Source organism: Lacrimispora amygdalina (assembly GCF_900205965.1).
Classification (GTDB): Bacteria; Bacillota; Clostridia; order Lachnospirales; family Lachnospiraceae; genus Lacrimispora; species Lacrimispora amygdalina_A.
The window spans coordinates 320,707-346,704 of the sequence record NZ_OAOF01000002.1 but is presented as its reverse complement, the minus strand read 5'-3'; the positions used below and the strand labels follow the sequence as shown (position 1 = coordinate 346,704).

Sequence of the window (25,998 nt, the reverse complement as noted above, 5' to 3'; positions counted from 1 at the left end):
AACTTTATAAGAGTGATTACCAGATGTCAGGATGGAATTATGCTCCTGAGTCTAAAGATCCGGATTTTTATATAGATGATACCAGGCACGCTGGTCAGAGGCAGATTGAAGAATCAGGAAGATACTCTTATGCAGCGCTTCCTCTTTTTTCAGATTCAGATAACGCAAAAATGCTTCATTTGCTTCTGCAAGAATGTAATCCTTTGCATTAGAAATATCGTCAACTATTATAGTGTAGCGGGCATAGCCCAACGGCAGCTGCAGGAAAGCCTGATCGATAGGTTCATTAGTCATAGTGGGACCCCCTTTGCCCTATGAAAATATTGTCAAAAATGGTAAATATTTGTAATAAAATAATAACAGAAGTTTATTGCAAATGCAATGCAAAGTAATTGAATCAATATGCATGTACAATATTATATTGCCAGAAGAAGTCAAGTGTGAAAAAAGAAAGAGAGGACTAAAAAAAATAAATTTTATTAGGTTGACAGGTACTTTTTTCGTTTTTTCATCATAAAATAAGACAAATTGTTTAATTGAAAGGCAGTATTATGATGACTTCTTGCTCTGAAGGATTGTTTTCCTATACGATTCAATCCGGTGATACACTTTGGATGATATCCAGACGTCACTACACCACTGTTGAAGCAATTATGGCAGCAAATCCTGGTATCAATCCCGGCAATCTCCAGGTTGGTCAGATGATCTGTATTCCAGCCGGAAACAGAACAACACAGACGCAGCCAGGCATGCAGCCAACGCAGCCGCAGATGCAGCCAACGCAGCCGCAGATGCAGCCAACGCAGCCGGCGATGCAGCCAACGCAGCCGCAGATGCAGCCAACGCAGCCGCAGATGCAGCCAACACAGCCGCAGATGCAGCCAACGCAGCCGCAGATGCAGCCAACGCAGCCGCAGATGCAGCCAACGCAGCCGCAGATGCAGCCAACGCGGCCGCAGATGCAGCCGACGCAGCCCATGCAGCCAACGCAGCCAAGCATGCAGCCGACACAGCCTGCGCAACCAAGGATGCAGCCAACGCAGCCGACGATGCAGCCGACGCAGCCCATGCAGCCATCCCGGCCGCAGATGCAGCCAAACCAGCCAAATCAGCCGCAGATGCAGCCCATGCAGCCAACTCAACCCCAGACACCGCCAACCAATACCACTCAAATGTCAATAACCAAGTTAAAGAGTGAGGCAGTATCTGACAGTACAAAGCGCTGTCCGGTAGGTCTGCGTGCTTATACCATTCAGAAAGGGGATACCCTATGGCTGCTTGCCAAAAAATATTGTACGAATGTTGAGGCTATAATGGCTTTAAACCCTGGGATCAAGCCTGGAAATTTAATGATTGGGCAGGTAATCTGGATCCCTGCAGGATTTAAGTTCCGGAATCTTCCGCCATGGGCTCAGTCTATGGATCCGCCTTTACAAAACAGTCCTATAAATATGCAGCCAATCTGTCCGCAGGGAACCCGCTCCTACACAATTGAAGCAGGAGATACGCTCTGGCTCTTATCCCAGCGTTTTAACACCACGGTAGAAGCAATCATGGCTGCAAATCCAGGTGTAAATCCTACCAGCTTATTTGTCGGTCAGGTAATATGCATTCCAAGAAACCGTCCTCAGCCCCAACCCCAGCCACAGCAGCCACCGCAACCAATGCCTCCTACGTATATGTGGGTCAGCAAAGCGGAGCAGAATCTGGATAATTACCTCAGGTTTTTGTGGCTTCAGCAGGTTTACTGGCAGAGAATGGCTGTTCAGAGTGAACTTTGGAACTTATCAGATGCAGAGGATGTAAGGAACCGCCTGATGAATAATCCTGGAGATTTCCAGATGGCTTTAAAAACATTCTATGGCGATGAGAATGCCAGGAAATTTGCAGATCTCTTAACAAATTATCTTACAAGTATTAATGATTACGCTGTGGCGGTCAGAGATGGTAATACCCAGGGTGCATCCGATGCAGAAAACAGAATGAATAACAGTGCCGGCCAGATGGTTGCGTTCCTGGCATCCATAAATCCTAACTGGTCTGCTTCTGACCTGCAGAATATGTTTAATGATTACATGAATTTAACAAAAGATCAGATTGCTTCGACTATGTCCCAGAACTTTGAAGACAGCATCAACACATTTGCAGATACAGAGATCGGTGCATTAGAAATGGCTGATATGATGGCTCAGGGCATTGTAAAGCAGTTTCCCCAATATTTCAGATAGGAAAAGAAAGGCAGTCCGGTAATTAATTCCGGGCTGTTTTTTGACTCAACGCAGCGTAGATTGAAAAAAATGCCTGAGGCAGTTATAATTACAGAGATAAGGAAATACTAAACTAAATCATAATACAAAAGGGAGGGCTGCCGATGACAGCCGGTAATGTAGGAGACTTAATCCGCCAGCTTCGGAGTGAGCATAGCATGACACAGAAAGAGCTTGCAGAAGAACTGCATATCAGTGATAAAACCGTTTCCAAATGGGAGAGAGGCAAGGGGTTACCGGATATATCTTTAATATCTGAGCTTTCCAGGCTCTTTGGAATTGACATACAGAATTTACTGAAGGGTGATTTGACTCCCAATGACATAACAGGAGGAAATATGAAACAGATAAAATACTATGTCTGCCCTGCCTGCGGAAGTATTACATTCTCCACGGGAGATGCAGAAGTATCCTGCTGCAAAAGAAAGCTTTCCGCGCTGGAGCTGAAAAAAGCAGAGGAAGGAGAAAAACTTACCGTACAGTTGGTAGAAGATGACTGGTTTATTTCCAGCAAACATCCTATGAATAAAGAAGTTTATATCTCATTTCTTGCCTTTGCATCAGGAGACCGTATCCAGGTAATCAAACAATATCCGGAATGGGATTTCCATGTCAGGATACCCAGGCAGGGACATGGATTGCTGATCTGGTACAGTACAAAGGATGGCCTGCTTTATCAGCCTTTATAATGAAAAACATCGCTTCCTTCTAGGAAACGATGTTTTTTATTTGAGTTCGTTTCTTTTCAGCATATAAGAAGCAGCGATACAAAATATTCCGGGAATGAATAGCAGAATGCCGGAAAGCAGGAAGCTGGCGATAAACACATCCGGAACGAGAAAAAGTCTGGTTTTAAGCAGACAATATTCATAGGTTATTAGGATAAAGAAAAGAAACAGGATGATAAGTCCTAAGATAAATAACAGATTCTTTGCAAATTTTTTCATATCAATCCCCCAATTAATCTGACAGTAACAGTTACTTAAATACAGCAGCAGTGCCGTAAACCAGAACCTCCGCTGCACCCTGCATAATGGAAGAAGCAGAGTAACGAATATTCACTATGGCTTCCGCATTCATCGCCTCCCCTTCCTGCACCATACGTCTGGTTGCCAGTTCTCTGGCCTCATCCATCATTTCGGTATATGCCTTTAATTCCCCTCCAACTAACGTTTTTAGTCCCTGAGTTATGTCTCTTCCTAAATTCTTAGATTGTATGGTACTTCCTTTTACCATGCCTAAAAGTGTCAGTTCTTTTCCTGGAATATAGTCTGTAGTAACTAACAGCATTGAGATTCACTCTCCTTTCTTATAGAAATCAGTTTTGACATAAAGAATTAAAAATATGTATAAATAAATTTTAATTGACTCTCACACTATGGTATACTCTATACTAAACATGAGCTCAACAAACATATATGTGAGGAAAACAGCATGCTGAAAATAGGAGATTTTTCGAAATTGTCAAGAATCAGTATCCGTATGCTCCGTCATTACGACGAAATCGGACTGCTGAGACCAAGGAGTATAGACCGCTTTACCGGATACCGCTATTACAGTGAGGAACAGCTCACGAAAGCTGTCAGAATTAATGCCTTAAAGGAAATGGGGTTTAGTCTTGCAGTGATTGGGGAGATATTAATCAAATATGATGATCCCAGGGAACTGGCAAAGTTCTTAGAAACAAGAAGATTGGAAGTACAGGAAGAAATAGAGGAAAGCGGGCAACGGCTATTACTCCTTGATGCAGCCATAAAAAGGCTGAGAAAGGATGATAGGGCAATGAATTATAATGTAGTTTTAAAAACAATGCCTCAAAGGTATGTAGCCAGTGTAAGGGAGATTATTCCGGCTTATGACCAGGAAGGGCTGCTATGGAAGCGGCTTGGGGAAGAGACCGGGAATATGAATCTGCAAATGGCCGACCCCATGTATTCTCTGGCAGTATTTCATGACCAGGGGTATAAGGAGGGGGATGTTGATGTGGAAATTCAGATATCCGTAAAGGGTTCCTATGACAACACAGAACATGTAATATTTAAAACAGTGCCAGAGGTGGAAATTGCATCTGCGGTATACAAAGGAAGCTATGAGCAGATTACAGATGTAAATCTTGCAGTTGCAAACTGGGTTAAGGACAATAATTATGTATATAACGGTCCCATGTTCTGTATCTATCACGTCAGCCCGGCTCAGACACAGAATCCGGATGAGATGGTAACAGAGATCTGCTATCCGGTTAAAAAAACAGAATAAATTTAAAGAATAGCTGCCTGCTTGTAACAGACAGCTGTTTTTGTTATAATAGAAAGAAAGGGTATACAGTTCCAGGATAGAATTGGAGCGGGAAGGTAGAGAATATGCTGTTTAAAAAAAAGCTGGTAGAAATTTACAGTACGCAGGATCTTGAAAAACTGTACCGGGTAAAAAATAAATTGCGGGAAAATGATATTTATTATATGACAGAAACAACCAATAATAGTTTGCGGTTATCAATGAATAACTTAAACGGCAGAAATCCGATTTTAGGAAGAACCGGTAATGTAAAGAATTTTTACAGACTTTTTGTTTATAAGAAAGACCAGGAAAAAGCAGCATATTTTCTATCCCAGTTGGATTGATAGGATAACAGCCAGAGGCAGAGCCAGAAGCCTTTGGCTGTTTAAGGAATCAGTCTTAAGACGGCCGCAACAGCCAGAAAGAACATGGCGCCATAGAGGATAACAGTTTTTTTCCGTATCAGCGGTGCAGTGGTTAATACCTGACTGATCGGACATGCCGGGATTAAAAAACACACCAGTGCAAGCAGCAGCCCCCCAAACAATACCAGTGGGAGCGTTACTTTGAGAAAGGAAGGCAGTTGAAATCCATATCTGGTAAACAGATAGAGGTTCTGGGGATTTCCGATCGGTGTCAGGCTGGAACCGATATTAGCGGCGATGGTCTGCAAAACCACAACCAGAGCGGTATGACGTTCCTGCCCGCACAGGGAGAGCGCAGTCAGGGTTATGGGGACCAGGGCGATCAGCGCTACGTCATTGGTCATAAACATGGAAGCAAAAAAACAGGTAAAGACAAGCAGAAAAATAAAAGACTTTCTGTTTTTCATACCGGCTGAAAGCTTCAGCGACACTGTGTTTAAAAGCCCTTCCCGCTCAATTCCCTTAATTGCAGCCATAAGACAGAACAGACAGAGTAAGGTTTTATAATCTATGTACTTTAGGTAGGTTGAATCCGGCGGAACAAAGAATACAGAAATGATAGCAAGAATGGAAGCAGCAGTCAGAACGGGTTCTTTCTGAATAAATATAAGGAACTGTTTCATAAGGTTTCTCCAGTAGTAGAAAGGGTAGTAATTATACTTCCGTGCTATTATATATCATAAGTGCGTCTGCTTCAATCATTATATGTATGTTCCAATTCCAGATCTTACTAATGACTATGGTTCTTTTGATATTTAATACAGCAGATTATGATACAGATTAACGCTATAAATTCTAATATTTTAAAAATTATTGCAATTGTGAACTAAGAAGGAGGAAATATACGGTCCCTCCTTCTTAGTTGCATATACTTTTATTACAGACCCATTCCTTTTCGTTTTTTCATGATATGGCTCTCTATTTTTTCCGCCACTTCCACAGGATCATCTCCCAGAGCCACTTTACCTCCAGTTAAACTTTCCACATCCTCTGTGAGCAGTTTCACAAGCTTAGGTGCGCCAGTGATAAACGGGGTAGGGGAAAGATGAGTGAAGGCACCGTAAGCAACAGCAAATACTCCGTCTATGGTAGCTTTCTGCTCCATCCATTCCGGTGCGGTGACTGCGATGGGTAGATCAGAGATATCCACATCAAGATAGTCAGCCAGAGCTGTTACCAGCATGGAGATTCTTCCTGTATCAGTGCAGGTACCAAAGCTTAATACCGGAGGAATCTTCAGTGCGCTGCAGACTGCCTTTAAGCCGCTTCCGGCTTCGTTAATTGCATCCAGATTACACATGCCTGCAACCTCAAGACCATGGTTTCCGCACCCCCCGGCTACTACCAGGATATCTCTTTTAATCAGCTGTTTTGCCAGGTTTACAGTATTCCAGTCCTGAGGGCCGTTTCTTAAGGTGGAACAGTTAGCCAGAGCAACAATTCCTTTGAGCTGTCCTTTTGCAATAACATCTACAAGATTTTGTAAGTCATTTCCGATTGCATTCAGTACGGCCTCCGTTGAGAAGCCGGCAATTGCTTTCTGAACATGACCAGGTACCATGGGTTTAATTTTATCATGTCTTTTTTTGAAGTTCTCAATTGCAATGTGAATACATTTCTCAGCCATTTCTTCCGCTTTTTGAGGATAGTAAGGCATTTCGTGTTCCGTTCCGGGAACACCAATGATGGTGCTGACGCTGACAAGGGCAACCTGATATTTTTCTGCATACTGATCAATGGCAGGCGGAGAGCAGTTTTCCTCCATGACAAATGCGTCCACTGTTCCTGTAGCTAAGAAAGGTTCAATGGCCAGCCAGTTGCCCATCAGTCCAACAAAAACATCATCCATTTCAAATCTCTGGAGAAGTTCCTGTCCTGTTTCAATCGAGCCTACGATGTGAATTCCCTTTGCACCGCATTGCTTTGCCAGCTCCTGAAATTCTTTTGTTCTGGCTTTCATAAGGGCAGCAGCACCAATCCATGGCTGATGACCGTTAAATGCAATGTTTACATAATCCGGGTCCATAATGCCTAAATCCACATCTACTTCATGGGGCATCGGAGTGCCGAACAAAATGTCCTGGGTCATTTCAAGACCGATTTGAGCGGTGTAGATGGTGGACAGACCAAGCCGCAATGCTTTTTTTGCAAGAGAGACATAGTCTCCATCCACATTGGTCAGACAGCTGGCAATGCTGTTTTGCACCTCATGTTCAATTCCGGAAGGATAAATATTTAGATCATGCCATACTTTTTTCCTCTTTTTTGGCGCAAATGCCTCCACCATAATACTGTGCTGATCGGGATTCACTTTCATTTCCCGATCCAATAACTCAGCAAGGCAGGTTGCCATCTCATTGACGGACTGACTGGTGTCAATTCCCGTCTTTTCACACATCCACTTCAGTTTTTCCGTATCAGTGATCTGAAATGTGGTATTTCCTTTTCCTGTTTCTTTCAGCGTCCGAAATGCTTCATAGGCATGATGTGCATAAGTAGCAGCTCCCATGATATTTCTCATAAGGAGATTTCTCATAGCCATGGCATCCGGACCGATTCCGCAGGCGCCTTTTTCAGGACCTTTCTGTTCATTAATCCGGCAGGGACCATTAGTGCACAGCTGACAGCTAAGGCCCTGGAGACAAAATTTGCACCGTATCTTTTCCTGCTCGTCAAATCTTGAGAATACGCTGGATAAACCATCATCTCTGATTCGTACCAGCATTTCTTCTACGGAATCGTGATAACTGACACGATCCTTTGGTTTTTCTAAAACTGCTTCTGACATAGTGACCTCCATTTCTTATTATCAAAGGTAGTATGTCAGTTTTGAGAAAAATCAATTCAGCGATTCCTCCATTCTCTCTTCAAAATCGACTATTCTGCTTCTTTCAACGGAAAAGTAACAGGATGCAGAGCCGCCAAAGGGGTGATTGATGGAGTAGTTATTATTCAATCCGGTTGTGCTGTCGATGCGATTCCCCGTTAAATCCTGCATGGTGATATAAATATCAGCCGATACTACATCCATTTTAATACCGCTGTATTCGAGCCAACCTTGATGAGTTGACAATCTTAAGAAGTAGTGATAGCATGAATACGCTGTATAACTGACGGAAGTGGAATAACCACAGGGAGTACAGCGTTTTTGAAGCCGACCGTCTGGGCATGATGCTTGGATTAGTGGGCCTTTTTTATTTTCTGAATGAGTTAATACCATTCAAAGAACATTTTAATCATGAGCAGTGTAAATTTCATGTTCTATTTAAGAAGGGAGAAGTTTAAATTGAAAGAATCATCTTTATATGTGCGCCGCATCACAATCTCTGCGGTATTCCTGAGTATTTCACTCGTTTTGAAAACAGCATTTTCTTTCTACATACCCGTGTTTGGACAAAATGGTATGAGCGTTGGCATCTCCGGCATTTTTTCCATTATGCCATCCCTTTTATTTGGACCTGTGTATGGCTCTGTTGTGTCCGGGCTGTCTGACTTTTTGGGTTACCTTTTGAAACCTGTTGGAACCTATATCCCTCTCATGACACTGGTCGTAGCTGCCGGTGGTTTTATCCGGGGCGCATTATGGTCTGCCCTTCGCAACAAAGACAGCAAGAAAATGAGAATTGCAGTTTTAATTTTTTCCGCACTCATGTTATCAGCAGGTATTTTCGATCATGCGTTTCTGGCTGCCGATGGCGTTAATAGTGAATTCTACAATCAGGTACAAAAAGAAAACATCAATACAGACAACATGCACCTTATCAGCAAAATGCTGATTGAAAGAACCATTGATGTAAAAGATCCATCGGGGAATCTTAAAACCTACATTACTTGGGTCACGACCGCAATGATTGTATGCGCGGCTCTCGGTATCCTGTTGTTAGCCGCTGATTTTTTCATAACGAAAAGGCTTAATCATGATACAAGCAAGGGGCAGATCCCCCAACTGCTTATCGCTATGATTGGTTCCGGCTTGATTGTTACCACCCTTAATACCATCGTCCTTCGTGAAACAATCTTTACCGCATGGAAGGTACTGCCGTTTGCAGTTATATGGATTCCCAGAGTAATTGAAGAAATCCTTGGCAATACGGTGAAAGCATATTTTGTTGCCGTGCTACTGGAAATTTTAAGGAAGCTGCGTACAGATAAAAACTAAAATAATATGAAGGTTTGCAAAAGGATGGATTTATCGAAACTATGGTTAAAGCGGCTGTGTTTTTCAGTTACGAAGAACACAGCCGCTTCAAAATTGCCCTTTATTTTGTCCTGATGTTATAGCGGAAGCGGTGGGATTCGAACCCACGTGCCCTTACGGACAACCGCATTTCGAGTGCGGCTCGTTATGACCACTTCGATACGCTTCCATTTGAAAACACAACGACACAATTATACACGATAATTCAAAATTTGGGTAGTCTTTTCCTTAAAAAAAATACACTTTTCCGGTATAACCGCTCACCTGGTGGAAATAATAGGAATAAATAGTTAATGTGCACATGATTGAGAAAAAAAACAAGGTTTATTTAGTGAAAATCATGAACGAGACGATGAAAAGAAAGATGGTGTCTGGAGTGAGAAAGATCAAGCACACATTTTCCACTGTGGAAGAACTGGTGGCATTTGTAGTTAAGGCGGAGCGGTGCAGTTTTGAAATAAAAGTCAGATGCAACCAGTTGGTGATCGACGGAAAATCACTGATGGGAGTTATGATTATCGGAATCGGAAAACAGGTGGAAATCATCTGCTATAATGAAACATTTTCACCGGAGCAGTTAGTGGACTACGCAGCATAAACAGAATAATCAAAAAAGAAATAAACCGGCTTTTTCCTGTCAGAAGTACAAGATGCAGCCGGTTTATTTTGGAAGTATTCCGGATTTTGCCTTGCAATCGGCACATTCAGGAGCTATAATTTTATATTGTGTGCAAGTCGACCATAAAATAATGATTTACAGGAGGAAAAAGCGTTATGCAAACGGAAGGTCATACGGTACAGAAAACGATAAACCGTTACCGAAGTTTTCGTTATGAATTGATATTGGAAGGAATTGTAACGGGCGCCTTAGCCGGTTTAGTGGTTGTGTTCTTTCGGTACTTACTCAGCCATGGAGATGAGCTCCTTAAATGGGTGTTGAATGCTGTGAAGGGGAATCCGCTTATGAGTGTCATCTGGTTTCTTGTACTCACTGCAGGTGCTCTCTTTGTTACAATTATGCTTAAATGGGAGTCTTTAATTTCAGGAAGCGGAATTCCACAGGTAGAAGGGGAGATGATAGGTGAACTGGATCCCTGCTGGTGGAAAACCCTTCTTGCAAAGCTTTTAGGCGGACTGGTATCACTTGGCTTCGGACTTTCCCTGGGACGGGAGGGCCCAAGTATTCAGCTGGGTGCCATGGCAGGAAAAGGACTTTCCCGCATTTCAAAAAGGTCTAAGACAGAAGAAAAGCTGTTAATCACATGTGGTGCAAGTGCAGGTCTTTCTGCAGCTTTTAATGCGCCGATCGCCGGTGTATTGTTTTCCCTGGAAGAGGTACATAAACATTTTTCACCGGAAATTCTCTTATCCACAATGGCATCATCCATCACTGCAGATTTCGTTTCCCGTAATGTATTTGGTTTAAAGCCGATTTTCAATCTTAATATTACAGAAATGATTCCTCTTAAATGTTATGGATATGTAATATTATTTGGCGTGATTATTGGTGCGATGGGTGTGCTGTATAATACTTCCCTTTCAAAAACCCAGGATCTTTATCAGAAAATTCCAAGTCAGTTTTTTCGGTTGATGATTCCCTTTATACTGGCGGGAGTGTTTGGTCTTTATTATCCCCAGGTACTGGGCGGTGGTCATCCGCTGGTAGAGGTGCTGACCTCAGGCGAGATGTTATTTGGGGCAATGTGTCTTCTGTTCCTGTTGAAATTTTCATTTTCCATTCTAAGCTTTGGATCCGGTGCTCCGGGCGGTATTTTTCTGCCTCTTCTTGTGCTTGGCGCAGTCATCGGCAGCATATACTTCAGCGGAATGGAACTCATGACCAATTCCCTTAATGGGCTTCTGGGCAATTTTATCATACTGGGTATGGCCGGGTATTTCTCTGCGATTGTCCGAGCCCCTATTACCGGTATTATTCTGATCAGTGAAATGACAGGCAGCTTTAGCCACTTACTTTCCCTGTCCCTTGTTTCTCTGATTGCCTATGTGATACCTGATATGGTCCGGTGTGCTCCTGTTTATGATCAGCTTCTCCACCGGCTGTTAAAAAGATTGAATCCCAACAGGGATACGTCCCTTACCGGAGAAAAAGTGCTGGTGGAGGGAATGATATTTCATGGAAGTATTGCAGAAGGACGAAAGGTTTCTGAAATCCAGTGGCCGAGAACATGTCTCCTGATCTCTCTGTTCAGGGGAGAAGCTGAATTTGTTCCCAGAGGTGAAACCAAATTTCTTGCAGGTGACAAGATCGTCATTCTCTGTGATGAATCTGCCCAGGGAAAGCTTCATGTGGTTTTGCAGGACGTGTGTGAGACAGTTAAGATGGAAGAAAGAACCCAGATAGAATCCTGAAAATAATTTGACTTTTTCCGGTGTAAAGACGTAAACTGTTAGAAAAGACAGATCAGGAGTTTTCACCATGAATAATCAGACAAAAGATGGAATGGATGAACTGGAACGCCGGCGCAGATCAAGACTTCGCCGGTATAAACAAAAGAAAAAGAAGAAAAGAAGGGCATACTTATACATATGTCTCCGGTTTTTGCTGTGGGCAGGAGTGCTATCCTGCTTGATATGGGTATTAATTACTCTGTTTGGCAGAAACTATGTGGATATACAGTCAATCACCATGCCGGATTATGTAGAGCAGGATTTCATTGAAGTCAATCCCTATTCAAGACCCGGAACCACCATGAAACGGATTAATGGCATTGTAGTTCACTATGTTGCCAATCCCGGGACGACTGCGAAGCAGAACAGGGATTACTTTGCCAGCTTAAAGGACCAGACAGGAGAGAAAAAGATTTCTGCAAGCAGTCATTTTATCATCGGACTGCAAGGAGAGATTCTTCAGGAAATACCGGTCTACGAGGTAGCTTATGCCACCAACAGGGAAAAAAATAAAGATACGATTTCCATAGAATGCTGCCACCCGGATGAAACCGGTAAGTTTAATGACCAGACCTATGATTCTTTAGTGAAGCTGACAGCCTGGCTGTGCAGAGAACTGAAACTGACAGAAAAGGACGTAATCCGGCATTATGATGCTACTGGGAAGGATTGTCCCAGATATTTTGTAGCACATGAGGACGCATGGAAGCAGTTCCTGAAAGATGTAAAGACGGAAAGAACAGGGGATAATAAGGAGTAAAACTACAGGCAATGGGGGATTGCGATGTACCGATTATTAATTGTTGATGATGAAGCCGTTATCAGACAGGGACTCGGCATGCTGCCCTGGAAGGAAAATGAGATTGAGGTTGTGGGGATTTTAAAAGACGGAATCCAGGCAGAGGAATGGATTGACAGCCAGGAGATCGATATTCTTCTGACAGACATCCGTATGCCAGGGTTATCCGGGATAGAGCTGCAAAACGTACGCTGCAAAACTATCCGGAGGCAAAAGTAATTCTTCTGACAGGATACGGGGAATTCGAATATGCAAAAGAAGCTATTTCCCTGGGGGTATTTGACTATATCTTAAAGCCCTCCACACCCGGCGAAATTATTGCATGTGTAAAGAATGCATGTGAGAAGTATGACCAGGAAGCAAAGACCAAACAAAAGCTGGAGGAACTGGAATCTAAAATCCAGGGGTATTCGGCTCTTGTTAAGCCTGCAAAAGAGATTTTGGAGGCGGAAGAGGGGCGGATCGGTAAAATCATAAAATATATTTATGAAAATTATGACAGAGAGTTAAGCTTATCGGTTCTTTCTGAAGAGTTTCATTTTACAACCGTTTACATGAGCCATTATATAAAAAAAGAGACAGGATATACTTTTCTTGAGATTCTTACATCTGTGCGAATGTATTACGCTGCAAAATACCTTACGGAAACAAAGATGAAAAACGGGGAGATCTGCAGCAGAATCGGTATCTCAGATGAACGGTATTTCGGACAGATTTTTAAAAAGAACTATGGGATGACACCCTATGAATACCGGAAATCAGGCAGTCAGGCAGTCAATCCCTTTCAAAAGTTTACGGAGACAACTCAGTTATGAAAAAATGGTATCCCAGACAAAATTTTCACAGTAAGCTGATGTTTCTTTTTCTTACTCTGATTCTGATTCCTGTTATTTTCCTTTCTATAATGGAGTTTTCCTATGCAAGAAGAATTTTGGCGGTTAAAACCAATGATTACTTAAAAAATCTTGCATCAGTCACACTTTCTAAAATTGACAGTACAGTCACTGACATTGAGAATGTTGCTTTCTATATCAATGGTAATGATACCATACAAACTTCCTTAAAATCCGAGCAGGAGCTTTCAGATGACAGGCTGGCTTATTACCGTCTCCACAGCAATATCAGGGAAATCCTTTCCTCCTACGCCCTGCTCAGACAGGAAATCAATGCGATCAGCATACGCTCTGATTCAGGGAGAGAGTATACGTATACCAAAATACGCATCAGTCCACCTCTGGATATCAGGGAATATATCCGGAGCGAAAACCAGTACTGGGAAGTAAGTAAGGGACATATTGTCCTGATGAAAAAACTGTATGGTTTTCCGTATAAAGATTCTCTTGGCTATGTTGCACTTGATGTGAATGAGAAAAGCTTATATGACATAATTTCCGATATCGATTTATCCCAGACAGGAAATGTGTTTTTAGTTAATGAGGAAGGACGGATTCTGGCAGCAAGTTCCAGATCGCTTACCGGAGAATTGCTGGAGGAACCGTATATCAGCTGCTTTGGAGAGAAGGAAGCCTTCTACCGTGATGTGAAAATAGGAGATCAGTACTACAGCATTTACAACAGTGCTGCCATATCAAACGGCTGGCATATGATGCGAAGCTGAAACATGTGGCATCGATTCTTATGGTCATGGGTATGATGATTCCTGTCCATGCAACTCTGCTTCCCAATTACGTGATCTATGACAAGCTGGGTTTAACAGATACCATATGGGCGCTGCTGATACCTTATGTGGCATTCTCACTGCCTCAGGGCTTTTTCCTTACTACCAGTTTTATGAGCTCTATTCCAAAGGAATTAGAAGAGGCTGCGTTGATTGATGGCTGTGGTATATACCGCATTTTGGCTATTATTATTTTTCCATTGATGAAATCTTCCATTGTCACGGTATCAATCATGACTTATTTAAATAACTGGAATGAATTTATGCTGGCAATTACCTATTTAAGCAGTAAAAAATGGAAGACGCTTCCCTTTTGCATCCTGGAGTTCACCGGGCAGTATTCTTCAAACTATGCTGTTCAGTTTGCAGTAATGGCATTGTCCGCAGCCCCGGCTTTAATCATCTACATTATTTTAAATAGTCACATCACAAAAGGAGTGGCACTTGGAGCAGTTAAGGGGTAGGAAAAGGAGGTTTCCCGTTGAACATACATCAGTATCTGACTTATAAAGCATCAAAGCTTATCAGGGAAGAAATGGAAGATCGTTTTCTTCCCGACGACGGAACAGAAAATGAGGTGATAAATCTTTATCCCCATATGCGTTATCAGACGATGGAAGGGTTTGGAGGTGCATTTACCGATGCAGCCGGTTATGTTTTTTCAAAAATGAGCAGGGAGCAGCAGAATATGCTTCTTGAGCAGTATTTTTCCCCTGAGTATATGAATTACCATATGGTCAGGATTCCTGTGGACAGCTGTGATTTTTCCACTCATATGTATGCGGCAGATGATGATAAAGAAGACCTGGAATTTCATGATTTCAGTTTTCAGGATGTGGAGCGGTATCTGCTTCCTCTTTTAGACAGAGCAGAAGCTTACTGCAAACGGAAACTGCCGGTTATGCTTTCGCCATGGTCGCCTCCCGCTTATATGAAAACAAATCATAGCCGGAAAGAGGGAGGGGCTTTAAAGAAGGAATATTACAGCCATTGGGCAAGATATCTATGCCGGTATATTAAAGAATATACAGACAGAGGTTATCACATACAGAGGCTTTCCATACAAAATGAGCCAAAAGCGGTACAGCCATGGGATTCCTGTGTTTACACAGCAGGGGAAGAACAGACTTTTATCAGAGATTATCTGGTGCCGGAGATGAAGAAGAACCAATTAGACCAGATAGAGCTGCTTATATGGGATCACAATAAGGAACGGGCATTTGAGCGTGCCTGTGAGGTGATGAGCGATCGGACGGAGAAACTGGTCTCAGGTGTGGCGTTTCACTGGTACAGCGGAGATCATTTTGATGCCCTGTCTCTGATACAGGAGAAATTTCCGGATAAAAAGCTGATCTTATCAGAAAGCTGTCTGGAGTTTTCCAAATTCGGAAAGGACGACCAGTCCGTCAATGCCGGAAGGCTGGCCCATGACATGATCGGCAATTTAAATCATGGTATGAGCGGATTCTATGACTGGAACGTTCTTCTTGACGAAAAAGGAGGTCCCAATCATACCGGAAATTACTGTGACGCTCCTTTCCTTTATAACGAAGAAACAAAAGAACTGGAAGAACGGTATGTTCTTCGATACTATTGGCATTTTACTCATTTTATAAAGCCGGGAGCTGTCAGAATTGCTACGACCACTTATACGTCCCGGCTTGATGTAACTGCCTGGGAAAATCCGGACCGCTCCATTGCAGTTATTGTTTTAAACAATTACAGCACTGATCTTCCTTATACACTCCGTTTGTCCGGTAAACTGGTGAAATGTATGGCAAAAGCTTCTTCCATTACAACCGGAGTGATCAAAGAATAGAAGAATCGGATTTTATTCCGATTCTTCTGAAAATAGTTTCTGTTCAATAATTTTTACCGCATCTGTGATGCAGTCATTGCAGGAACGCAGTACTTTACCGGTCTCAATTCCTTTTAAATCCTTACACACAACACTACCATTCTGTTCTTTAAAGCTTGTAAGACAAGATCTGGAAGCCTCATAAGACACTCTTTTGGAGTCCGGCTTGTCAAGTTTGGCCGTACTGTTTTTTAATCCGGATAAGACGGCAGCAGCACCTATGGCACCGCATGTGCCTTCCATTCCTCCCATCCCAAGTCCCATGCCTTCTGTAAAACGGAACATGGTCTCTTCATCCACACCGGTTATGTCACAGAAAACGCAGGAAACAGCCTGCGCACAATTATAACCGCTGGCGTGTTTTTTAAGAGCTTCCTCAGCTCTGTCACTAGTTAAATCTGACATGTGTCATTCCTCCTGATGATGTAAAATTATATACCCGGTCACGAATTCTGCCGGGAAGAATAAAGATGAAATTTTTCAAATATCACATGAAACACAAAACCTCCCAGGCAGGTGGCTGCCAGATAGAAGGCGTTCCCCATGGAAATCCCATAGTTTACCGCAATATCATGAAAGACAATCTGGGCGGACGGATAATAAGGAGATATGTAGAACATATCTGCCTGCCCCAAAGGTTTTGCTGTCCGGTTGATGACGGAAGCCACAATACAGCAGATAAAAAACAAAGGAAGTGTGCGGGCAAATCCCCGTAAAGTGGTATCGGAACAGCGGGAAAAGGCAATTACCAGACCAATATAAATCAGCAGCAGATGCCAGATCAGTCCATGGATGGTCAGGACCCAGTAAGGATGAAACAGCCCCGAGGGCTCTGCCAGAGCCATAATTCCGCCTAAAAGGTTAAAGTCCTGCATAAAAGTGTAGAGCACCGTCTTTTTGCCGGGGGCGGACACGAATGGCAGCACCAGACAGAAATACATGGGCAGACTACACAGCTGAAATGGAAAATACCACCAGTTGTATGTCTGGTCATTTACCACATAATATAAGAATAATTGTTTGTAGCATTCTGAGGCAGCCAGTACAATACCGCAGAAGAACAAAAGTCGGGGTATCCGGTCATTTTTAAATTTTCTTGTGGTGTAATAGGACAGTAAAACTACCCAAAAAAGTCCTGCAGAGACAAAAAACAGATGAAAAAGCGAGTAGGGGGCAGGCGGTGTCATGGGCCATGCCGTTTTTACAAGGATATCCTTCATATCGGTTCCCTTTCTTCCCTGATTAACAATCAGCTATATTATAATAGATAGGGAAAAAACATGCAAGGCAATTGAACAATCTTCCGCCGAAGTACTTGATTAATTCCGAAAATGCTATATAATGTATAACTGATACTGATTTTATAATTATGCAGATTTGTGTATAAGAGGAGGAATTATTATGAAGAAAAATAAAATTGCAATTGCAGTGGCACTATGCATGGCAGCTGTATTAACTGCATGCGGCACACCTGCAAAAACAGAGACTACAAAAGCAGCAGAAGCAGAAACAACAAAAGCAGGAACAGAAACAACAAAAGCAGAAGCAGAAGCAGAAGCAGAAGCAGAAAGCTCAGCTGCAGGCGGCAAGCTGGTTATGGTAACCAACGCAGAGTTCCCTCCTTACGAATATCATGAGAATAACGATATCGTAGGAATTGATGCTGACATAGCAAAAGCTATTGCAGATAAGATGGGCATGGAGCTGGAGATTCAGGATATGGCATTTGATTCCCTGATTCCTGCTGTTCAGTCCGGCAAGGCAGATTTTACAGCAGCTGGTATGACTGTAAATGAAGACCGTAAGAAAAACGTGGACTTTACTGATACTTATGCACAGGCAGCCCAGGTTATTATTGTAAAAGAAGGCAGCGAGATTAAGACTCCTGCAGATTTAGACGGAAAGAAGATCGGCGTTCAGACCGGAACAACCGGAGATATTTATGCAGGTGACATTAAAGATGCGGAAATCAATCGTTATAACAAGGGAATGGAAGCAGTTATGGCTCTTACCCAGGGAAAAATAGATGCTGTGGTAATTGACCGTGAACCAGCGAAAGTATTTGTAAAAGAGAACGCAGGTTTAAAGATTCTTGACGAAGCTTTTACAGAAGAAGAATATGCAATTGCTGTTAAGAAAGGCAATACGGAACTTTTAGATAAGATGAACGCTGCAATCAAGGAATTAAAAGATTCCGGTGAGCTTCAGAAGATTGTGGATAAATACATCACAGCAGAATAAGAAAAAAGGAAGAGTGCCATGTGGGAAAAGCTAAGAGATGATTTCTATCAGAATTTTATCGTAGACGACCGTTGGAAATACATTACCGACGGATTGCAGAATACGCTGAAAATTACGTTTTTTGCAGTATTAATCGGAATACTGCTGGGATTTTTGGTGGCAGTGATACGGTCAACCTATGAAAATACGCATAAGCTGAAAGTACTCAACTGGATCTGCGGCGTCTATCTGACGGTAATTCGCGGAACGCCAGTCGTGGTTCAGCTCATGATCATGTATTTTGTGATCTTTTCCTTTCATGATCCGGGACAGGTATTTACTGCGGTTGTAGCATTCGGCATCAACTCCGGTGCCTACGTGGCTGAAATCTTCCGAAGCGGTATCAGCAGCATTGAAAAGGGACAGTTTGAAGCAGGAAGAAGTCTGGGCTTTAATTATGCCCAGACCATGTGGTTTATCATCATGCCCCAGGCGTTTAAGAATGTAGTTCCTACTCTTGCCAATGAGTTTATTGTGCTTTTAAAGGAAACCTCAGTTGCAGGTTACATAGGACTGCAGGATTTAACCAAAGGCGGAGATATCATTAAGAGCCGCACTTATTCTGCGTTCATGCCTCTGTTAGCAGTGGCTGTCATTTATCTGGTTATGGTTATGCTGTTTTCACAGCTGGTAAAAGTACTGGAGAGGAGGCTGCAGAGAAGTGAGCATTAATAATATGGAAAAACCTCTGATTCAGGTACAGAATCTGGGAAAGAAGTTTGGTGAAATGGAAGTCCTTAAGGATATTTCCGTTGATATATACAAAGGTGATGTGGTTTGTGTCATCGGTCCCTCTGGTTCTGGTAAAAGCACATTCCTTCGCTGCTTAAACCGGCTGGAAGAACCCAGCGGCGGTCATATTCTTTTTGAAGGCACTGATATCGTAGATAAAAAAACCAATATTGACAAGCACCGTCAGAAAATGGGGATGGTTTTCCAGCAGTTCAACTTATTCCCTCACATGACGATTTTAAAGAACTTAACGCTTGGCCCTGTAAAGCTTCAGGGAAAAAGTGAAAAAGAGGCCAGAGAACAGGCCTTAAAGCTTCTTCAGAAAGTAGGGCTTGCTGACCGGGCGGATTCCTATCCCAATCAGCTCTCCGGCGGCCAGAAGCAGAGAATTGCCATAGTCCGCGCTCTGTGCATGAATCCGGATGTGATGCTTTTTGATGAGCCGACTTCAGCTCTGGATCCGGAGATGGTAGGAGAAGTTCTGACCGTTATGCGGGAACTGGCTGATGAGAAGATGACCATGGTTGTGGTTACACATGAGATGGGATTTGCCAGAGAGGTGGCTACCAGAGTTATGTTTATGGATGGTGGTTATTTTCTGGAGGAGAATGAGCCTGGAGAATTTTTTGCGAATCCGAAGAATGACAGGCTGAAATTGTTCTTAAGTAAGGTGCTTTAAATAAAAAAGCATTCCCCTGATTTTGATAAGCGCTTCTTTTTAGCGTTTTCGAATCAGGGGAATTTCTGCCTCAATATCTATAACAGCTTTGCCATACAATATTCATCAACAGCTGTTCCGTCAACAATCATGGAACGTTCTTTTTTTCCCTCAATTACAAATCCCATCTTTTCATACAGATGACGTGCCTGTTCGTTTTCAGTCACGACGGTCAGTTCCAGCCTTGTTACTGCATTTTCCCTTGCCCACTTTTCCATCTCCTCAAAAAGCTTTGTTCCGTATCCCATTCCTCTGTAGCCCTTTAATATTCCAATGACAAGATAGGCGCAGTGACGGACTCTTTTAGGCGCATCCCTGGAGGCAGAAAGAAAACCAGCTAAATCTCCCTCATGTTCCAAAAGAAGAAAAAGCGAACCAGAGCTTTCCCAATGTTTAATTCTATGTTTCATTTCATCTGCAGTAGAAGTACGTTCTCCAGGTTCATACATCATAAAGCTTGTTTCTGTATCCAGCTGTTTCAGCATTCTTATAAGTTGATCCGAGTCTTCTGGTCTGACAGTTCTGATTCTCATAAGCAAGTTCTCCTTCTCAAATTTATTTTTACTTATTATACATCGCATTTGAAAAAATGCAATTGGAGTTTTAACACTCCATTGCCCTGTGTATAGGGTTGTGGTAGAATAGGAACATGGTTTTAATTACGATGTTAAGATAAGAAAGCTGGAACGAACATGTATTGTATGAGTGTGAGCCATAAGAAGGCTCCAGTGAGTATCAGAGAAAAATTTGCCTTTACTACGAAGGAAAAGACAGAACTAATATACCGTCTGATGAAAAAGGATTGCATAACCGGGGTTGTGGTTCTTTGTACCTGTAACCGCAGTGAGATTTATGTTTCAGGATCCAGATATGCCATTGGCGAGCTTCAGCGGGAGGCTGCTGATTTAAAAGGAGTCCGTCTGGGAGAGCTGATCAAATACCTTAATGTTTATAACGATGAGAATGCCATACGGCATCTGTTTAAGGTTACCTGCGGATTCGACTCCATGGTATTAGGGGAAGATGAGATACTGGGGCAGGTAAGGGAGGCTTATCAGTTTTCAAAAGAATCAGCAGCAGCGGATTATGAGCTGAATGTGCTGTTTCAAAAAGCGATGGCAGCGGCAAAACGGATAAAAACAGACACCAGACTGTCCAGGACGCCTCTTTCCATCGCAACCCTTGTGGCAAATGAAGTATTTCATTTCAGCAAAGATGGAGAATACAAGAATGTTATGGTGATTGGCATGACCGGAAAGATGGGAGGCACCATAACAAAGAATCTGTTAAGCAAACCGGGAATCCGTGTGACCGGCACAATGCGGACCCATTCCTCCGATCTTCTGCTGAAGGCAGACAGCAGCCGGATCAGAGAAGTGGATTATAAAGAACGATATAATTATATGAATGAGATGGATGTGGTAATAAGTGCAACTTCAGGACCTCACTATACTGTGACCAGAGAAGAACTGACCGGCTGTATGAGTGCAGAGAAAAAGCGGCTTTTTATTGATGTTGCGGTTCCGGTTGATATGGATCCGGAGATCGGGAAATTTTCCGGACTTACGTTATATGACATTGATTATTTTGAAACATTATCAAAAAATAATACGGAGATTAAACTGAAAGAACTGGACTCTGCAAAAGTGATTATGGAAGAAGAACTGGATGGGGCGTTAAAGGAAGTTTTGTTTCATCCTTATATTTCCCAGATGGATGAATTAAAGGAAGCGCTGTCAGGGAAACGCCTTGATACCCTTTTATACCGCATACGGGATCATGTTACCAGCGACGATTTAAAAGTGGTACTGCGTACGATAGATGGTTTAAAGGACTGGTTAAGAGAGGAGTGACAATGGCTTATTTTCCGTTTTTCGTAGAGCTTACAGATAAAAAGTGCCTGATTACAGGCGGTGGAATGGTAGCTTACAGAAAGGCACTGGTGCTAAAGGATTTTGGACCAGAGATCACCGTAGTTGCCAAGGAGATGATACCTGAAATGGAACAGCTCGCCGCACAATGTAACGGATCCATGACTTTATTGAAGCGGGGATTTGAGGATACAGACATACAGGATGCGGATTTTGTGATTGCTGCAACTTCAGATGAAGAACTGAACCGGCACATATCAGTATCCTGCAGACAGCAGAAGATTCCTGTGAATGTGGTGGATGTACAGGAGGAATGCAGTTTTATTTTTCCGGCTCTGATTAAGGAAGAAGAGATTGTTGTGGGAATATCCACGGGAGGAAGTTCCCCCACCATTGCCCAGTATTTAAAAAAACGCTTCCGACAGGCCATTCCCTCAGGATTTGGTATGCTGGCTGTCCAGCTTGGCTCCTATCGGGAGCTGGTAAAAGAAAAGGTTTCATCTCTTCCGGTCAGGACTGAGATTTTTAAGACCATGGTGAAAGAGGGAATCCGTCAGGGTGGAATATTTACCAGAGAGCAGGCCATAGAACTGATAGAAAGGAAGCTTGGGGAACATGAACAGTGATACAATCCGCATAGGAACCAGAAAAAGTGCACTCGCCGTGGCGCAGACCCAGCTGGTAGCAGATGCTTTGACCAGGGTCTTTCCTGGTATGACGGCGCAGCTGGTGAAAAAGCAGACAGAAGGGGACAGGATTCTTAACAAGCCCCTTCTGGAATTTGGCGGAAAGGGAGTGTTTGTAACAGAGTTTGAAGATGCTCTCCTTCAGGGGGATATTGATCTGGCTGTTCACAGCGCAAAGGATCTTCCCATGGATTTAAAGGAAGGCTTAGCAATTGTGGCGGTTCCGGAACGTGAGGATCCAAGAGATGTGCTCATTACCTTAAAAGGCAGTGATTTTACCGGGAAAGAGGAGATTGTAATCGGAACTTCCAGCTTAAGAAGAAGAATTCAGATCGAAGAAATCGGAACTTCCTTATGGAAGGGAATACCGGTCCGGTGTGAGAATTTAAGAGGTAATGTTCAGACACGTTTAAAACGGCTTTTGGAAGGTGATTATGATGGTATCATTCTTGCAGCAGCAGGATTAAACCGTCTGGGTATTCAGGCAGACCCAGCTTTTTCCTATCAGTATTTTGACTGCGAGACCATGATTCCTGCCGGCGGACAGGGAATCCTGGCTGTAGAAGGCAGAATCGGGATGGAGACCTGGCCGCAGATATGGGCAATTGAAAATAAGCAGGCGAGGCTCTGTCTGACACTGGAACGCAGGATATTAAAGCTTTTAAATGCAGGCTGTCATGAACCGGTGGGAGTTTATTCCCGTATTATCAGGGAAGGACAGATTGAAGTCTTTGGAATCATCAGGAGAGAAGACCAGATAAAAAGGATTCATCTTCAGGGGAAAACAGAGGAACTGGACAGTCTGGCAGAACTGGCTGCAAAAGGACTTTAACAGAGAACGGAGAAAATCATGAAGAAAAACGGAGTGGTATACTTAGTAGGCGCGGGACCCGGTGATCCCGGCCTGATTACCCAAAAAGGATTAAAACGGCTTGAAAGCTGTGATGCTCTTGTTTATGACTCTCTTGCTTCGGATTGTTTCCTTGATGAGGTGCCGGATCACTGCAGAAAGATTTATGCAGGCAAGCGGGCCGGCGCCCATTCCATGAAGCAGGAGGAAATTAACCGCCTCTTAGTGAAACTGGCACAGGAAGGCTTAAACGTGGTTCGTTTAAAGGGTGGAGATCCTTTTGTATTTGGACGTGGGGGAGAGGAGATATCAGCACTTTCAAAGGAGGGAATTCCCTTTGAGGTGGTGCCCGGTGTAACCTCAGCCGTGGCAGCACTTTCCATGGCGGGAATTCCGGTGACGCACAGGGCTGTCAGCCGCAGCTTTCATGTCATGACAGGACATACCCTTTCTGAAAACGGAACGCTTCCGCCTGATTTTGGTTCCTTTGCAAAGTTATCCGGAACGCTTATATTTTTAATGGGTCTCTCCAATCTTTCTCTGATTGTAAATGGGCTTATTAACAACGGAAAGCCAGAAAACACACCCGCAGCAGTGATTGAAAATGGTACGCTTCCGGAACAGAGAACGGTCCGTGGAACACTGGCAGATATTGAAGAACAGGTAAAACAGGCGGAAATTAAAAGTCCTGCTATTATTGTCGCTGGAGATGTGGCTGCCCTGGATTTTTCTTCTACAATAAATCTTCCCCTTAAGGGGTGCCGGATTGGTATAACCGGAACCGATTCCTTTACGGCCAGGTTTAACCAGGATCTTTTATCCCTCGGGGCAATAACAGACAGTGTATTGGCGTTGTCTATCAAATCCCGCCGTTTGGGTGAGGATATGATAGAAGCGTACAAAGATCTTAATACCTATTCCTGGCTGATTTTAACCAGTGCCAACGCAGTCCGGGAATTTTTTGCCGGACTTTTGGAGGGCGGATATGATTTGCGGTCACTGGGGAGGATAAAGTTTGCAGTGATAGGAAAAGGGACGGAAAGCGAGCTGCTTAAACTTGGTTTTCATGCTGATTATATTCCGGAACGCTATCAGGTAAAGGATCTTGCAAAAGGACTTATATCCCGGCTGACAAAAGAGGACCGGCTTCTCATTCCCCGGTCAGCAGGCGGATCACCGGAGCTTAATCTGGCTCTTGATGAAGCAGGGGTATGCTACGATGACAGGGTGCTTTATGAGGTGGCACTCAAAGAGAAGGAACAGGAGCAAATAGTAAAAAGCCTGGCTCACCTTGACTATTTAACTTTTGCCAGCGCTTCGGGTGTGGATGCATTCTTTCAGAGAGAAAGGGCCCTGGCCTTACCTGCCTATCTAAAAGTAGTCTGCATCGGTGATATAACCGCAAAGGCTCTCTCCCGTTATGGCAGAGAAGCGGATTTAATTGCACCGGTTTACAGTATTTCAGGGCTGACAGAAGTCATCTGCAAAGACTGGTGCAGGGAAAAGGAGTAATGTATATGAACACAGAAGAGTCAAAAAAACTATTTGAAGAGTCCGCAAACCATTTCCCCGGAGGGGTCAACAGCCCGGTGAGAGCCTTTGGTTCCGTTGGCGGAGTTCCCGTTTTTATAAAAAAAGCAAAAGGTTCCCATATCTATGATGAGGATGGTAATAAATATATTGATTATGTGAACTCCTGGGGGCCCTGTATACTGGGACATGCATATGAACCGGTGGTAGAAGCGGTCAGAGAAGCCTGCCTTTCTGGATTGTCGTATGGTGCTCCAACCAGAAGAGAGCTGGAGCTTGGAAAACTGATTACAGAATGTATCCCGTCCATGGAGATGATGAGAATGGTCAGCTCAGGTACAGAAGCGGTAATGAGCGCGATTCGTGCAGCAAGAGGATTTACAGGGCGAGATAAAATCATTAAATTTAAGGGATGCTATCATGGACATTCCGACGGACTTTTAGTAAAGGCAGGGTCAGGAGCCCTGACAGGCAGTGCGCCAGACAGCGCCGGTGTGCCTGCTTCTTACACGAAACATACACTGTTAGCCGGATACAATCAGGAAGATACCGTAGAAGAATTATTTAAACAGTATCCCGGGGAGATTGCAGCGATAGTGGTGGAACCAGTGGCAGCGAATATGGGGCTGGTGGCACCAAAACCAGGCTTCCTTGAATTTTTAAGAGATATCACAACCAGATATGGTGCTCTCCTGATTTTTGACGAGGTAATAACAGGTTTTCGCATGGCTCTTGGCGGAGCCCAGGAATATTATCAGGTGAAACCTGATCTGACCACTCTTGGCAAGATAGCAGGAGGAGGCATGCCCATGGGTGTTTACGGCGGGCGAAAGGAGATCATGGAGGTTGTATCACCCCTAGGCAGGGTGTATCAGGCCGGGACTCTGTCCGGCAATCCCATTGCAACAGCGGCAGGAGCTGCGACCATAAAAGCACTGATGAATCAGCCTGATCTCTATTCCTGTCTGGAGAAAAAAGCAGATTACCTGGTAAATACATTAAAAGAAGTTCTGCCAAAGGCACAGGTAAATCAGGCGGGCTCTTTATTCAGTGTATTCTTTGCCCCCCAGCCGGTGGTAGATTATGAGTCAGCACTCAAGTCGGATACAAAGATGTATTCCCGGTATTTCCATTACCTCCTGGAGCATGGGATCTACACAGCGCCCTCCCAGTTTGAGATTCTGTTCTTATCAGTTGCTCATACCCAGGAAGATTTGGATGAGACAAAGAGAATAATGAAGGAAGCTGCAGCTAAATTATAATCAGATATGAAATGGGGATGTTACAATCAGTTTCATCCTCTTTTTTTATTGTTATAAAAGAAGAGGTATAAATTCTAAAAGAACCATAAATTGTATTAACATTTACCGGAATCTATTGATAAATGCTTTGATTTGGTATATTTTATTGATAGAGGAGG

At 43.3% G+C, this 25,998-nt stretch carries 31 protein-coding genes, 1 tRNA gene and 1 riboswitch; of the genes, 21 read left to right on the top strand and 11 right to left on the bottom strand.

Translation table 11 applies throughout. From position 1 onward, the window contains the following. Positions 1 to 51 precede the first annotated feature (51 nt). Entirely contained in the window at positions 52 to 294 is a 243-nt protein-coding gene (locus CRO04_RS26730) for a hypothetical protein (RefSeq protein WP_242974332.1), read from the bottom strand. Between the two features lie 403 nt (positions 295 to 697). Continuing rightward, positions 698 to 1,069: a hypothetical protein gene (locus CRO04_RS26105; RefSeq protein WP_166432454.1), complete on the bottom strand. Its 372-nt coding sequence runs from the start codon at positions 1,067 to 1,069 to the stop codon at positions 698 to 700. On the opposite strand from CRO04_RS26105, the gene CRO04_RS04370 reads away from it, so the two are divergent. After that, the gene (locus CRO04_RS04370; RefSeq protein ID WP_207654401.1) at positions 1,050 to 2,228 is read left to right on the top strand and encodes a LysM peptidoglycan-binding domain-containing protein; all 1,179 of its coding nucleotides are present in this window, start codon (positions 1,050 to 1,052) and stop codon (positions 2,226 to 2,228) included. The genes CRO04_RS26105 and CRO04_RS04370 overlap by 20 nt on opposite strands. Positions 2,229 to 2,371: 143 nt before the next feature. Further along, positions 2,372 to 2,956 (top strand): helix-turn-helix domain-containing protein, encoded by a 585-nt coding sequence (locus CRO04_RS04365; protein WP_097002997.1) that lies wholly within the window; start codon positions 2,372 to 2,374, stop codon positions 2,954 to 2,956. A gap of 36 nt (positions 2,957 to 2,992) precedes the next feature. On the opposite strand, the gene CRO04_RS04360 is transcribed toward CRO04_RS04365, so the two are convergent. Then, a complete protein-coding gene (locus CRO04_RS04360; protein WP_097002996.1) occupies positions 2,993 to 3,214 on the bottom strand; it encodes a hypothetical protein in 222 nt (73 codons plus the stop codon). A 31-nt stretch (positions 3,215 to 3,245) separates the two neighbouring features. Next, positions 3,246 to 3,557: a YbjQ family protein gene (locus CRO04_RS04355; protein WP_097002995.1), complete on the bottom strand. Its 312-nt coding sequence runs from the start codon at positions 3,555 to 3,557 to the stop codon at positions 3,246 to 3,248. Between the two features lie 144 nt (positions 3,558 to 3,701). On the opposite strand from CRO04_RS04355, the gene CRO04_RS04350 reads away from it, so the two are divergent. Then, positions 3,702 to 4,523: a MerR family transcriptional regulator gene (locus tag CRO04_RS04350; RefSeq protein WP_097002994.1), complete on the top strand. Its 822-nt coding sequence runs from the start codon at positions 3,702 to 3,704 to the stop codon at positions 4,521 to 4,523. Between the two features lie 104 nt (positions 4,524 to 4,627). After that, entirely contained in the window at positions 4,628 to 4,888 is a 261-nt protein-coding gene (locus tag CRO04_RS04345; protein WP_097002993.1) for a hypothetical protein, read from the top strand. A gap of 41 nt (positions 4,889 to 4,929) precedes the next feature. Here the strand turns inward: CRO04_RS04345 and CRO04_RS04340 are convergent, their stop codons facing one another. From CRO04_RS04340 to CRO04_RS04330, 3 genes are all read right to left on the bottom strand, one after another. Continuing rightward, complete coding sequence (locus CRO04_RS04340; protein ID WP_097002992.1) at positions 4,930 to 5,592, bottom strand: SLC13 family permease; 663 nt, start codon at positions 5,590 to 5,592, stop codon at positions 4,930 to 4,932. Between the two features lie 254 nt (positions 5,593 to 5,846). Further along, positions 5,847 to 7,757, bottom strand: a complete 1,911-nt coding sequence (cooS, locus tag CRO04_RS04335; protein ID WP_097002991.1) for an anaerobic carbon-monoxide dehydrogenase catalytic subunit — start codon at positions 7,755 to 7,757, stop codon at positions 5,847 to 5,849. Positions 7,758 to 7,808: 51 nt separating this feature from the next. After that, complete coding sequence (locus CRO04_RS04330) at positions 7,809 to 8,000, bottom strand: hypothetical protein (protein ID WP_097002990.1); 192 nt, start codon at positions 7,998 to 8,000, stop codon at positions 7,809 to 7,811. 65 nt (positions 8,001 to 8,065) lie between these two features. Then, positions 8,066 to 8,144: riboswitch (ZMP/ZTP riboswitch) on the top strand. A 111-nt stretch (positions 8,145 to 8,255) separates the two neighbouring features. Between CRO04_RS04330 and CRO04_RS04325 the strand changes: the two genes are divergently transcribed. After that, entirely contained in the window at positions 8,256 to 9,128 is an 873-nt protein-coding gene (locus CRO04_RS04325) for an ECF transporter S component (RefSeq protein ID WP_097003103.1), read from the top strand. Positions 9,129 to 9,250: 122 nt separating this feature from the next. Here the strand turns inward: CRO04_RS04325 and CRO04_RS04320 are convergent. Continuing rightward, positions 9,251 to 9,336, bottom strand: a tRNA-Ser gene (locus CRO04_RS04320). A gap of 171 nt (positions 9,337 to 9,507) precedes the next feature. Here CRO04_RS04320 and CRO04_RS04315 point away from each other — a divergent pair. The 8 genes from CRO04_RS04315 (at position 9,508) to CRO04_RS04275 (ending at position 15,872) form a co-directional block, all read left to right on the top strand. Then, on the top strand, positions 9,508 to 9,765 hold the full coding sequence (locus tag CRO04_RS04315; protein ID WP_242974331.1) for an HPr family phosphocarrier protein: 258 nt from the start codon (positions 9,508 to 9,510) through the stop codon (positions 9,763 to 9,765). A gap of 176 nt (positions 9,766 to 9,941) precedes the next feature. Further along, on the top strand, positions 9,942 to 11,537 hold the full coding sequence (locus tag CRO04_RS04310; protein ID WP_097002989.1) for a ClC family H(+)/Cl(-) exchange transporter: 1,596 nt from the start codon (positions 9,942 to 9,944) through the stop codon (positions 11,535 to 11,537). Between the two features lie 67 nt (positions 11,538 to 11,604). Continuing rightward, positions 11,605 to 12,336 carry an N-acetylmuramoyl-L-alanine amidase family protein gene (locus tag CRO04_RS04305; protein ID WP_097002988.1) on the top strand — a complete coding sequence of 244 codons (732 nt, stop codon included), beginning with the start codon at positions 11,605 to 11,607 and terminating at the stop codon, positions 12,334 to 12,336. Between the two features lie 24 nt (positions 12,337 to 12,360). Next, entirely contained in the window at positions 12,361 to 12,594 is a 234-nt protein-coding gene (locus CRO04_RS04300; protein ID WP_097002987.1) for a response regulator, read from the top strand. Between the two features lie 221 nt (positions 12,595 to 12,815). Continuing rightward, positions 12,816 to 13,190: a helix-turn-helix domain-containing protein gene (locus CRO04_RS04290; RefSeq protein WP_097002986.1), complete on the top strand. Its 375-nt coding sequence runs from the start codon at positions 12,816 to 12,818 to the stop codon at positions 13,188 to 13,190. Then, positions 13,187 to 13,993: a cache domain-containing protein gene (locus CRO04_RS04285; RefSeq protein WP_097002985.1), complete on the top strand. Its 807-nt coding sequence runs from the start codon at positions 13,187 to 13,189 to the stop codon at positions 13,991 to 13,993. Before CRO04_RS04290 ends, CRO04_RS04285 begins: the two co-directional genes overlap by 4 nt. 5 nt (positions 13,994 to 13,998) lie before the next feature. After that, positions 13,999 to 14,517, top strand: a complete 519-nt coding sequence (locus tag CRO04_RS04280; protein ID WP_330400775.1) for a carbohydrate ABC transporter permease — start codon at positions 13,999 to 14,001, stop codon at positions 14,515 to 14,517. Between the two features lie 17 nt (positions 14,518 to 14,534). After that, entirely contained in the window at positions 14,535 to 15,872 is a 1,338-nt protein-coding gene (locus CRO04_RS04275; protein ID WP_242974330.1) for a glycoside hydrolase family 30 protein, read from the top strand. Between the two features lie 12 nt (positions 15,873 to 15,884). Here CRO04_RS04275 and CRO04_RS04270 read toward each other — a convergent pair whose 3' ends face one another. Both CRO04_RS04270 and CRO04_RS04265 read right to left on the bottom strand, forming a co-directional pair. Further along, on the bottom strand, positions 15,885 to 16,316 hold the full coding sequence (locus CRO04_RS04270) for a C-GCAxxG-C-C family protein (protein ID WP_097002984.1): 432 nt from the start codon (positions 16,314 to 16,316) through the stop codon (positions 15,885 to 15,887). A gap of 38 nt (positions 16,317 to 16,354) precedes the next feature. Continuing rightward, entirely contained in the window at positions 16,355 to 17,131 is a 777-nt protein-coding gene (locus CRO04_RS04265) for a YwaF family protein (protein ID WP_097002983.1), read from the bottom strand. Between the two features lie 181 nt (positions 17,132 to 17,312). On the opposite strand from CRO04_RS04265, the gene CRO04_RS04260 reads away from it, so the two are divergent. The 3 genes from CRO04_RS04260 to CRO04_RS04250 are packed head-to-tail and all read left to right on the top strand — an operon-like array spanning position 17,313 to position 19,602. After that, the gene (locus tag CRO04_RS04260) at positions 17,313 to 18,152 is read left to right on the top strand and encodes a basic amino acid ABC transporter substrate-binding protein (RefSeq protein WP_097002982.1); all 840 of its coding nucleotides are present in this window, start codon (positions 17,313 to 17,315) and stop codon (positions 18,150 to 18,152) included. Between the two features lie 18 nt (positions 18,153 to 18,170). Then, positions 18,171 to 18,863 carry an amino acid ABC transporter permease gene (locus CRO04_RS04255; protein ID WP_097002981.1) on the top strand — a complete coding sequence of 231 codons (693 nt, stop codon included), beginning with the start codon at positions 18,171 to 18,173 and terminating at the stop codon, positions 18,861 to 18,863. 4 nt (positions 18,864 to 18,867) lie between these two features. Further along, positions 18,868 to 19,602, top strand: a complete 735-nt coding sequence (locus tag CRO04_RS04250; RefSeq protein ID WP_097003100.1) for an amino acid ABC transporter ATP-binding protein — start codon at positions 18,868 to 18,870, stop codon at positions 19,600 to 19,602. Positions 19,603 to 19,679: 77 nt separating this feature from the next. On the opposite strand, the gene CRO04_RS04245 is transcribed toward CRO04_RS04250, so the two are convergent. Continuing rightward, entirely contained in the window at positions 19,680 to 20,174 is a 495-nt protein-coding gene (locus CRO04_RS04245; protein ID WP_097002980.1) for a GNAT family N-acetyltransferase, read from the bottom strand. Positions 20,175 to 20,333: 159 nt separating this feature from the next. Between CRO04_RS04245 and hemA the strand changes: the two genes are divergently transcribed. The 5 genes from hemA to hemL are packed head-to-tail and all read left to right on the top strand — an operon-like array spanning position 20,334 to position 25,840. Further along, complete coding sequence (gene hemA / locus CRO04_RS04240) at positions 20,334 to 21,494, top strand: glutamyl-tRNA reductase (RefSeq protein ID WP_097002979.1); 1,161 nt, start codon at positions 20,334 to 20,336, stop codon at positions 21,492 to 21,494. A 2-nt stretch (positions 21,495 to 21,496) separates the two neighbouring features. Then, a complete protein-coding gene (locus CRO04_RS04235) occupies positions 21,497 to 22,138 on the top strand; it encodes a precorrin-2 dehydrogenase/sirohydrochlorin ferrochelatase family protein (protein WP_097002978.1) in 642 nt (213 codons plus the stop codon). Beyond that, positions 22,128 to 23,030, top strand: a complete 903-nt coding sequence (hemC, locus tag CRO04_RS04230; protein ID WP_097002977.1) for a hydroxymethylbilane synthase — start codon at positions 22,128 to 22,130, stop codon at positions 23,028 to 23,030. Before CRO04_RS04235 ends, hemC begins: the two co-directional genes overlap by 11 nt. Positions 23,031 to 23,048: 18 nt before the next feature. After that, on the top strand, positions 23,049 to 24,560 hold the full coding sequence (gene cobA, locus CRO04_RS04225) for a uroporphyrinogen-III C-methyltransferase (RefSeq protein ID WP_097002976.1): 1,512 nt from the start codon (positions 23,049 to 23,051) through the stop codon (positions 24,558 to 24,560). Between the two features lie 5 nt (positions 24,561 to 24,565). Beyond that, positions 24,566 to 25,840, top strand: coding sequence for a glutamate-1-semialdehyde 2,1-aminomutase (gene hemL / locus CRO04_RS04220; protein WP_097002975.1), 1,275 nt, complete (start codon positions 24,566 to 24,568; stop codon positions 25,838 to 25,840). The last annotated feature ends 158 nt before the right edge of the window (positions 25,841 to 25,998 follow it).

Coding starts and splice junctions, on each gene's coding strand:
- CRO04_RS26730 (WP_242974332.1), bottom strand. CDS start 294: ATGACTAATGAACCTATCGATCAGGCTTTCCTGCAGCTGCCGTTGGGC.
- CRO04_RS04245 (WP_097002980.1), bottom strand. CDS start 20,174: ATGAGAATCAGAACTGTCAGACCAGAAGACTCGGATCAACTTATAAGA.
- CRO04_RS04360 (WP_097002996.1), bottom strand. CDS start 3,214: ATGAAAAAATTTGCAAAGAATCTGTTATTTATCTTAGGACTTATCATC.
- CRO04_RS04265 (WP_097002983.1), bottom strand. CDS start 17,131: ATGAAGGATATCCTTGTAAAAACGGCATGGCCCATGACACCGCCTGCC.
- CRO04_RS04370 (WP_207654401.1), top strand. CDS start 1,050: ATGCAGCCGACGCAGCCCATGCAGCCATCCCGGCCGCAGATGCAGCCA.
- CRO04_RS04300 (WP_097002987.1), top strand. CDS start 12,361: ATGTACCGATTATTAATTGTTGATGATGAAGCCGTTATCAGACAGGGA.
- CRO04_RS04285 (WP_097002985.1), top strand. CDS start 13,187: ATGAAAAAATGGTATCCCAGACAAAATTTTCACAGTAAGCTGATGTTT.
- CRO04_RS04365 (WP_097002997.1), top strand. CDS start 2,372: ATGACAGCCGGTAATGTAGGAGACTTAATCCGCCAGCTTCGGAGTGAG.
- CRO04_RS04250 (WP_097003100.1), top strand. CDS start 18,868: ATGGAAAAACCTCTGATTCAGGTACAGAATCTGGGAAAGAAGTTTGGT.
- CRO04_RS04315 (WP_242974331.1), top strand. CDS start 9,508: ATGAACGAGACGATGAAAAGAAAGATGGTGTCTGGAGTGAGAAAGATC.
- CRO04_RS04310 (WP_097002989.1), top strand. CDS start 9,942: ATGCAAACGGAAGGTCATACGGTACAGAAAACGATAAACCGTTACCGA.
- CRO04_RS04305 (WP_097002988.1), top strand. CDS start 11,605: ATGAATAATCAGACAAAAGATGGAATGGATGAACTGGAACGCCGGCGC.
- CRO04_RS26105 (WP_166432454.1), bottom strand. CDS start 1,069: ATGGGCTGCGTCGGCTGCATCGTCGGCTGCGTTGGCTGCATCCTTGGT.
- cobA (WP_097002976.1), top strand. CDS start 23,049: ATGAAGAAAAACGGAGTGGTATACTTAGTAGGCGCGGGACCCGGTGAT.
- hemC (WP_097002977.1), top strand. CDS start 22,128: ATGAACAGTGATACAATCCGCATAGGAACCAGAAAAAGTGCACTCGCC.
- cooS (WP_097002991.1), bottom strand. CDS start 7,757: ATGTCAGAAGCAGTTTTAGAAAAACCAAAGGATCGTGTCAGTTATCAC.
- CRO04_RS04235 (WP_097002978.1), top strand. CDS start 21,497: ATGGCTTATTTTCCGTTTTTCGTAGAGCTTACAGATAAAAAGTGCCTG.
- hemA (WP_097002979.1), top strand. CDS start 20,334: ATGTATTGTATGAGTGTGAGCCATAAGAAGGCTCCAGTGAGTATCAGA.
- CRO04_RS04330 (WP_097002990.1), bottom strand. CDS start 8,000: ATGGATGTAGTATCGGCTGATATTTATATCACCATGCAGGATTTAACG.
- hemL (WP_097002975.1), top strand. CDS start 24,566: ATGAACACAGAAGAGTCAAAAAAACTATTTGAAGAGTCCGCAAACCAT.
- CRO04_RS04340 (WP_097002992.1), bottom strand. CDS start 5,592: ATGAAACAGTTCCTTATATTTATTCAGAAAGAACCCGTTCTGACTGCT.
- CRO04_RS04355 (WP_097002995.1), bottom strand. CDS start 3,557: ATGCTGTTAGTTACTACAGACTATATTCCAGGAAAAGAACTGACACTT.
- CRO04_RS04350 (WP_097002994.1), top strand. CDS start 3,702: ATGCTGAAAATAGGAGATTTTTCGAAATTGTCAAGAATCAGTATCCGT.
- CRO04_RS04260 (WP_097002982.1), top strand. CDS start 17,313: ATGAAGAAAAATAAAATTGCAATTGCAGTGGCACTATGCATGGCAGCT.
- CRO04_RS04255 (WP_097002981.1), top strand. CDS start 18,171: ATGTGGGAAAAGCTAAGAGATGATTTCTATCAGAATTTTATCGTAGAC.
- CRO04_RS04270 (WP_097002984.1), bottom strand. CDS start 16,316: ATGTCAGATTTAACTAGTGACAGAGCTGAGGAAGCTCTTAAAAAACAC.
- CRO04_RS04345 (WP_097002993.1), top strand. CDS start 4,628: ATGCTGTTTAAAAAAAAGCTGGTAGAAATTTACAGTACGCAGGATCTT.